Annotated in this window: 11 protein-coding genes, 1 tRNA gene and 1 pseudogene; 5 read left to right on the forward strand and 8 right to left on the reverse strand. The window is 41.3% G+C overall.

The annotated features are described in order from the left end of the window. Positions 1–237 precede the first annotated feature (237 nt). Positions 238–1,017: an FKBP-type peptidyl-prolyl cis-trans isomerase gene (locus BGC07_RS12540; RefSeq protein ID WP_069313389.1), complete on the forward strand. Its 780-nt coding sequence runs from the start codon at positions 238–240 to the stop codon at positions 1,015–1,017. An 81-nt stretch (positions 1,018–1,098) separates the two neighbouring features. Here BGC07_RS12540 and BGC07_RS12545 read toward each other — a convergent pair whose 3' ends face one another. From BGC07_RS12545 to BGC07_RS12555, 3 genes are read right to left on the reverse strand one after another with little or no spacing between them, the layout of a single operon-like run. After that, positions 1,099–1,962, reverse strand: coding sequence for a thioredoxin domain-containing protein (locus BGC07_RS12545; RefSeq protein WP_069313390.1), 864 nt, complete (start codon positions 1,960–1,962; stop codon positions 1,099–1,101). 40 nt (positions 1,963–2,002) lie between these two features. Further along, entirely contained in the window at positions 2,003–2,371 is a 369-nt protein-coding gene (locus BGC07_RS12550) for an Mth938-like domain-containing protein (RefSeq protein WP_069313391.1), read from the reverse strand. A 23-nt stretch (positions 2,372–2,394) separates the two neighbouring features. Further along, on the reverse strand, positions 2,395–3,153 hold the full coding sequence (locus BGC07_RS12555; RefSeq protein WP_069313392.1) for a class I SAM-dependent methyltransferase: 759 nt from the start codon (positions 3,151–3,153) through the stop codon (positions 2,395–2,397). A 140-nt stretch (positions 3,154–3,293) separates the two neighbouring features. Here BGC07_RS12555 and BGC07_RS12560 point away from each other — a divergent pair, with 140 nt between their 5' ends. After that, on the forward strand, positions 3,294–3,695 hold the full coding sequence (locus tag BGC07_RS12560; RefSeq protein ID WP_069313393.1) for a MerR family transcriptional regulator: 402 nt from the start codon (positions 3,294–3,296) through the stop codon (positions 3,693–3,695). Positions 3,696–3,720: 25 nt separating this feature from the next. On the opposite strand, the gene BGC07_RS12565 is transcribed toward BGC07_RS12560, so the two are convergent. The 5 genes and pseudogenes from BGC07_RS12565 to BGC07_RS12575 form a co-directional block, all read right to left on the reverse strand. After that, the gene (locus BGC07_RS12565; RefSeq protein ID WP_069313394.1) at positions 3,721–4,620 is read right to left on the reverse strand and encodes a 1-aminocyclopropane-1-carboxylate deaminase/D-cysteine desulfhydrase; all 900 of its coding nucleotides are present in this window, start codon (positions 4,618–4,620) and stop codon (positions 3,721–3,723) included. Positions 4,621–4,673: 53 nt separating this feature from the next. After that, positions 4,674–4,757: pseudogene (locus BGC07_RS23920) on the reverse strand (hypothetical protein); the annotation flags it as partial. Next, positions 4,742–4,891 (reverse strand): hypothetical protein, encoded by a 150-nt coding sequence (locus tag BGC07_RS19540; protein WP_235603156.1) that lies wholly within the window; start codon positions 4,889–4,891, stop codon positions 4,742–4,744. The pseudogene BGC07_RS23920 and the gene BGC07_RS19540, both read right to left, overlap by 16 nt. A 99-nt stretch (positions 4,892–4,990) precedes the next feature. Next, on the reverse strand, positions 4,991–5,752 hold the full coding sequence (locus BGC07_RS12570) for a phosphoadenosine phosphosulfate reductase domain-containing protein (protein ID WP_069313395.1): 762 nt from the start codon (positions 5,750–5,752) through the stop codon (positions 4,991–4,993). A gap of 62 nt (positions 5,753–5,814) precedes the next feature. Further along, a tRNA-Phe gene (locus tag BGC07_RS12575) sits at positions 5,815–5,890 on the reverse strand. A gap of 161 nt (positions 5,891–6,051) precedes the next feature. Between BGC07_RS12575 and BGC07_RS22450 the strand changes: the two genes are divergently transcribed. The 3 genes from BGC07_RS22450 to BGC07_RS22455 form a co-directional block, all read left to right on the forward strand. Further along, on the forward strand, positions 6,052–6,693 hold the full coding sequence (locus BGC07_RS22450; RefSeq protein ID WP_235603157.1) for a tetratricopeptide repeat protein: 642 nt from the start codon (positions 6,052–6,054) through the stop codon (positions 6,691–6,693). Next, on the forward strand, positions 6,693–6,824 hold the full coding sequence (locus tag BGC07_RS23390) for a hypothetical protein (RefSeq protein WP_268801663.1): 132 nt from the start codon (positions 6,693–6,695) through the stop codon (positions 6,822–6,824). The genes BGC07_RS22450 and BGC07_RS23390 overlap by 1 nt, the downstream gene beginning before the upstream one ends. A 79-nt stretch (positions 6,825–6,903) precedes the next feature. Continuing rightward, on the forward strand, positions 6,904–7,211 hold a 308-nt coding region (locus BGC07_RS22455), incomplete at its 3' end, for a tetratricopeptide repeat protein (protein ID WP_235603161.1).

Raw genomic sequence — 7,211 nt, forward strand, 5'->3', positions numbered from 1 at the left:
TTTCAAAACCCCGATCTTGTATGAGGTCGGGGTTTTTTATTATCTGAGCTATTTTTGATTGCTCCGCTTTATTCCTATAACCTATTGATCTTCCCTTTCTCTATACGTTATTTTATGTTTTCTTAAAAAAAGTTTCAGCTTTCGTTAAGTTGATTACGTTATAGTTGGCTAGGTTTTATGCTTTCAGGTATAGTATTAGGCAGTATAAAAATGCTGTGTTTAACTAGGAGAATATAGATGAAATTACGAGCTCTAGCGCTTGTTATTGGCACGGTTGCAGTTTCGACAACGGCATTTGCAGCCTCGCAATTTAAAAATCAAGAAGATAAGCTAAGTTATGCATTTGGTTTGCAAATGGGCCAAAATGTAAAAGCTCAGTCACTGAAGATTACTCCAGATGCATTCTCCGACGGTTTCAAAGCCGGTATGGGTGAAGGCAAAGCGCTTATGACTAAAGATGAAGCGCGTCAGGTGATCATTGCTTACCAAAAAGAGCAAATGAAAAAGCAAGAAGCGGCTTTGAAAGCAACAGCTGAAGCTAATAAGAAGTCTGGAGATGATTTCTTAGCAAAAAACAAGACGGTTAAAGGTGTTGTTGCGAAAAATGGCATCCAGTATGACGTAATTAAGCCAGGTAAGGGTGAGAAGCCTTTAGTGACTGATAAAGTGACTGTGAACTATGAAGGTTGCTTGGTGAAGAATTTATCTGAGAACTGGAAGCAGGAAATCAAAAAACCTGAAGGTAAATGGTGTAGCTCGCCATTCGATAGTTCTTACGCGCGTAAAGAGCCAGCAACCTTCCCTGTTAATGGTGTAATCAAAGGTTGGCAAGAAGCTTTACCATTGATGCGTACAGGTGCGATATGGGAAGTTGTTGTTCCAGCAAAACTGGCTTATGGTGAGCAAGGCATTCCTGGATCACCGATTGGGCCAAATGAAACGCTAATCTTTAAAGTTGATTTGATGAAAATCGCTAAAGAAGATGCAAAAAAAGAGACGGCTAAAAAAGCAGGTTAATCTCTAACTAATAAAGCATGTTTCTACGTAAAAGGGCCGTTATCGGCCCTTTTTGCTGTTGAAGAGTTAATCGAATGTAGGTTAGTTTATCTGGGGTCTATTTCTAAGGCTAGAGTTTGGTGTTGTTGATATTTCAGTGACAATGATGGCAGGTTTTGGTTTATCTTTCTTTTTTTCTTTTAATATTTTGGCAAGGCGTGATTTTTCCGTCTCGCGGTATTTTTTTAGGATCCCTTGTAAATAATACAGGTTAGTTTTGCCGGTAATCGTTAAGGGTGGGCGTACTGCGGCTTGCTCACTAAAGCCAATAATATAGCTAGGGAGAGATTGTAGTTTTAGGCCGGTAATGTAGCGTATGCTGCGTTGCTGGTATTGCTTGGGTAATGGGCGTGAATTTAAAGCGAGATTTTTAGCGATGGACCTTTGATCTTTATTGGTAATTAAACCTGTTGTTTTAATTAAAGCTTGATGGAATTGGTTGAGTTTACCTTGAGCTTTTGCATTAAAAGCAAGACGAGTCAGTGTTTGGGCTAACGGAGAAGTGGCTAAAGGGATAATAATTATTTTAATATTTTTATCTTTTGAAATAAGCTGATTAATGATTTTGAGGGCATGCTTTGATTGGATTGAGCTGTAATCAATAAAGCTCGCTAAAGTTATTTTTGCTGATGGGTTGCCTAAGCTGAAGAATAAATCTTGCTTGAATAGTTGCTGAACAAGCTGGTTATAATCGTTTTGTTGTTGTTTATTTTTAATCTGTTGCTGGCTTTTTTGCCAGTTATTATAAAATGTTTGAGTAAATTCTGGATGTTTTTTTAGATAAGCCTTCACTTGTGCTGGCTGTATTGCAGGGGGCTGTTTACTGGTATTTTTATTAATCGTTGATTGGCAACCTGTAATTAAAAAAATAAGGCACAATAAGTTGAGTGCAAACAGACTTCTCATAACAAGTATCCTTGAGATTACAGGGCCCTTACCTCAAGTATTATTGTATAAGCAGCAAGGCCGCAACTTTTCTACCTTCTGCAACCAGAATATTGTAGGTTTTACAGGCGGCATGAGTGCTCATTGCCTCTATGCCAATGCCTTTCATAAGCAAGATTTTTTGCTGCTCGAAAGGTAAAAATTGTTGCTTTTCGCCTGTGCCTAATAAAATAACTTCAACCTTCAGTTCGCTTAGAGCACGAAAGTCTTGCTCTGTGAGGTCTGAAAGCTGTTTTTTATCCCAGGGGGTTAGGGTATCGTGGCTGATAAGAAGAGAGGTTTCATGGGAGTCATTATTGACCTTTAAAACATTATTTTCAAAACTACGTATGAAAAATTTTTGCTGCATACTATCTTGAGAAAATTGCATAAGGTTTTCCTTAGTTAATCTAGTTAAGAAGCTGTTAGATAGATATCAAAGCGATTGGCCTTACCGCTCAATTGATAACTCGGCTGTTGTGCTAACAAAGGTGCAAGCCTAGGCCTTTTTATGACTAAACGGTCTTTGTAATGATTTTGGCAGGCAGCAAAGATAAGGTGAGCATCCAAATCAGCACCGACTAGCTTTTTAAATAATTGCATTTCTTTTTGGGCGAGTGCGCATTTTTTCTTTTCTGGAAACATCGGATCTAGGTAGATTGCATCGTAATGCGTATTTGGATGTTTTTCGAAATAACTTTGGGCGTCATCATGATATAGCTGAACTTGCTTTGTCAGTTCCATAGTATTCGGCTCTTCGCGTGCTCGTTCTAGTGCGTCGGCGAGTAAAGCATGGACGATAGGAGAACGTTCGATCATATCAACACGACAGCCTAATTTGGCCAGTAGCATAGCATCTCGACCAAGGCCTGCCGTGCAATCGAGTATATAAGGGCGTTTGCCTTTATGCAGGCTAAATGCTTTGGCAATGGCTTCTTTTCTTATGCTGGCCTGTTGTAAGCGTTGCGCCGTTTTTCCATGAGTAAAGTCTATTAATAAAGGCTTAAAACCATCATCTATATTCGATTCTAAGGTTAAGCCTGCACTGCTATAGACTAGATAATAGTGATAATCATCTGTGATTGATTCGACTAAGGGCTGTTTGATGGATTCAGCAAGCCGTTGGCTTTTCTCTAGAAATTGTGTGTTTTTTATAAGAATTGCAACAGTCATCGGCGCTCACTCTATTAATGTCTAGGGATTATAACAGTATTTGCAGCGGCTTTCTTTTCGAGATAAATGCCTTGACCCTATAGCTAACTTTAGGGTTTATTATTAATGATATTTAATAGTTTTGATTGTTAGAGAATGCGATGAAAATTGGTGAGCTGGCTAAGAAAAGTGATTTGAGTATAGAAACGATACGCTACTATGAGAAGCAGGGCTTAATTGCCAAGCCAATCCGCCGAGATAATGGTTATCGTGATTATAATGTTGATGCAGTGGATAAATTACTTTTTATTCAACGAGCGAAAGCCTTAGGTTTTTCTTTAAAAGAGATTGCTGAGCTGCTTGAACTCAGTGATCAGCGCAGTTGCCACCATGAGGTTCATGAGGTCGCCGAGCAGCGTTTGGCTGATATAGAAAGGCGTTTAAAAGAATTGGCACGCATGCGTGATGGTTTACAGGCGTTAGTGCATTCTTGTCATCATGAAAAAGAATTAGAAAAATGCCCGATTTTGGCGGCCTTATTAGAAGGTGAAAGTGAGCTTTGAGTTGGTTTTAAGATTTAAATGATCATCATTGGAGTTCAGGGATGCCTCGGCGACCTTGCAAGCCACCAGTGTGAATCGCGATGATGGTTCTGTTATCTAGTTTGCCTTGTTTAATTAAATCAATAAGTCCATAGCACAGCTTCGCTGTATAAATAGGATCGAGTTGAATGCCTGGGTTATAAGATTCGAATTCAAGAATAAAGTGGATTAATTCAGCAGGGACCTTGCCATAGCCACCAAAATGATAGTTGGTATCTAGTTGCCAATTATTGGGGGATGAGTTGCCTGATAAGGTGAGGAGTTGCTTGATTTCATCATGGAGAAACTCTCCTTGTTTGAGTACGGCAAAGCCGATGAGTTGACAGTTTGAGTCGATTGAACCGGCGATTAAACCGGCAAGAGTACCGCCCGTGCCACAAGCGCAGGCGATGAGCGTTTCACTTAAGTCAGTTTGTGTTTTTAGTTCATTTATGATCGCCTTGCAGCCTTGCACGGCAAGGGCGTTACTACCACCTTCTGGAATCAGGTAGTGTGGGCCGAATTTTTCAATAAGCTGCATTAGAAAATCAGTTTGGGTTTTCTTACGGTAATCATGGCGGCTGATTGGGTAAAGCTGCATACCATGATTCTTAGCATCAGTTAAGGTTGGGTTGTCATGTAGCTCACCTCGGATAATGCCGATGCTGGTTAAATTATAAATTTTTGCCGCTGCAGCGAGGGCGTAAATATGATTTGAATAAGGTCCACCGAAGCTGAGTACAGTGTTATAACCTTGATCTTGGGCCGCTTGCAAGTTCAGTTTGAGCTTATGCCATTTATTGCCTGAGATAACCGGATGGTTGAGGTCTTCACGTTTGAAATAGAGCTTAACCTGGTGCTGCTCAAGAAGGGGGTGGTTAATGGGTTGTAAGGGTGTCGGGTTCATTGATCTTTAATCTTTAAGAAATGAACCCAATTATAAAGAGTCTGCTAAAAGAGTTAAATAGAAGAATAGTGCTCTAAACCACCATATTGGTTTTGCCAGCGTCGCTGTTCAAAGTGTCTTTCTAGTGCGCGACGAACGGCAACCGCTTTTGCTTTGTCTTCCTTTTTTTATTGTTACTACGCTGAGAAGATGTATAACTTGCTTCTGTCAGTATGGTTTCAGCAATGTCATCGACTGCATCATCTATGGTTGGGGGGTGATAGTTTGTCATACTTTTTCCCTCTTTTTGTTGTACTTATCCTTGCACAGCTTTAGTTATACCGATTTTGCTAAAGAGGGTAAAGAGGTAAAGTGCGAATCTGTTTGTGAGCTAAAGGCCACAACCGTAGGGTGAGCCACATCCCATGTCTAAAACTTCATCTGAGTTTGTTAATGTTGTGTTTGGATGCTCTTGTTTGAGCCAAATGATGACATCTTTAAGGTTGCTCGCATTGGCAAAGCGTTGAGGGGAAAACATCGGTTGATGAATCTGTTGTTCAAGTTGCACTGTTCTATTGATTGTCGCAGGGTCTGAATCTAAACGCAGCAGATCAGCATCGTCGCTATTAACACAAGGATCACACTCAAGTGCTCGATGAGGCAGCTTTTCTAGACCTGAGCGCTCAATAAGCGCATCACGGTCATTGTTGCTGCATAAGTAGAGCGGATGCCAGAGTCTACGGTCACCATAGTGTTCGCTTTCATCGATATATTCAGGAAGTTGCTGGTTAGCACGCGAGGCCGCTCTGCGGTGGGCGACGAGAATAGTCGCTTCACAATCAAAGTCTGCTTCATCGAGCCATTCGAGTAAAGGCAGCCCTTTTAATATGCCTGCACACCATTGGAATTTTGTCGTTGGAAAAGATTTTCGTTCTTTCATCAGGCTGGCAAAGTCATGCTGAGCCTTAAGGTGAACTACGCGAAAGCCTAAGCGTTCAGCAAGAGCTTGGCCTTGGTCAAGACGCGCTTGCCATTGCGGGTTTTGCCAGCCGGTTAGAATATGGACAACAGTGAGGTTGTCGAGCTTATTCTCATAAGCCCATTGAATAAGAGCAATAGAATCATTGCCATAATTGCTAAAAATAATGTTCATTTTTAAAGAGTTGTTAATTTTAATGATAAAGATTAAGGCTAAGCTAAAGTATACAACAAGAATGGTGGCCGGAGGCGGAATCGAACCGCCGACACGAGGATTTTCAATCCTCTGCTCTACCAACTGAGCTATCCGGCCAACCTCGCTATTTAAGCGGATTTTATAAGCAAGGTCAAGTGCTTGAAAAATGCTTTAAAGAAAGAGATGGTAAAGCAGGCTACACTTTAGCATGAGGTATATTTGAATGAGGTCGGCGCATGAGGTGGGTTATCGTTTTGCTTCTGCTGTGCTTTACCTCAGTGCTAAGTGCGAGGACCGTTCCTGTTTCCTTTATTAAGGCGATGAAAGTCTGTGGTGATTGGGGCCAGTACCAAAAAAAACTTTTTGAGAGAACCGATGCTTTAGTTCATCGCCCCGGAGAGAAGCAACTTTCAGCTGAAGAGCTCTCTCGAGCGCAATATAAGCTTGCCATGCTGTATGCTTATGGAGTTGGCGTGAAGCGAAATTTCAAACAAGCTTTTATATTATTAGGTGAGTCAGTGAAATGGTCGGGGAACTATGCTGCACAAGATGCCATTGCACGTTTTTATCGTCAAGGTCGAGGTACACAGCTTAATGTTGCAGAGGCTAGAAGGTGGCAGAAAATGGCTGATGATAATAGGGCGAACCGAGTTCTTGCACGCTTAGATACCAGTACACCGCCGATTCAAGTATTGATTGCTGACTATAAAATGCTTTATTCAGAATGTGAGGACAAGGCTGAAGCAGGTGATGTGGGTGCTCAGATTTATTTAGGTCGTTTGTATACTTATGGTGTCGGCACGCGCAAAAATATGAGACTGGCGATTGAATGGTTTAAAAAGGCGGCAGATGCTGGCAGTGTGCCTGCGATGGTTGCCTTAGGGCGTGCTTATTTGCGCTCTAAAAACTTTATTTATTAATGTGCAAAAATTTAGCGGGGCAATGGTACTTTAAAGCTGCTCGTAAGGGCTATGCGCCTGGGCAGTATTATTTAGGGCGTGTTTATTTTGAGGGCGTTGGGACGAAAAAAGACTTGAAAAAAAGCGTTTAAATGGTATTTAAAATCCGCCAAGAAAGGCTATACCACTGCACAAATTGAAGTTGCAAAAATGTATTTGAAAGGGCTTGGTGTGAAAAAAAATACACAAGAGGCGATTGTTTGGTTTGTTTCAGCCGCTGATCGAGGCAATGCAGAGGCGATGTTGCAATTGGGTACTTTGTATTATGAAGGGGAGTATACAGATAAAAACTATGAGAAGGCGCGAGAGTGGTTTGAAAAAGCATCGAAACGACGTAACCCACATGCGCTTTATGCACTTGGAATGATGTACTTTAAGGGGGAAGGGGTGAGGCAGGATTACCGTCACGCCTATCAAGCCTTATTACAAGCGGCTCATAGCGGGTCTGAACGAGCTAAAAACACCCTAGGAATTATGTA

Source organism: Piscirickettsia litoralis (assembly GCF_001720395.1).
Lineage (GTDB): Bacteria > Pseudomonadota > Gammaproteobacteria > Piscirickettsiales > Piscirickettsiaceae > Piscirickettsia > Piscirickettsia litoralis.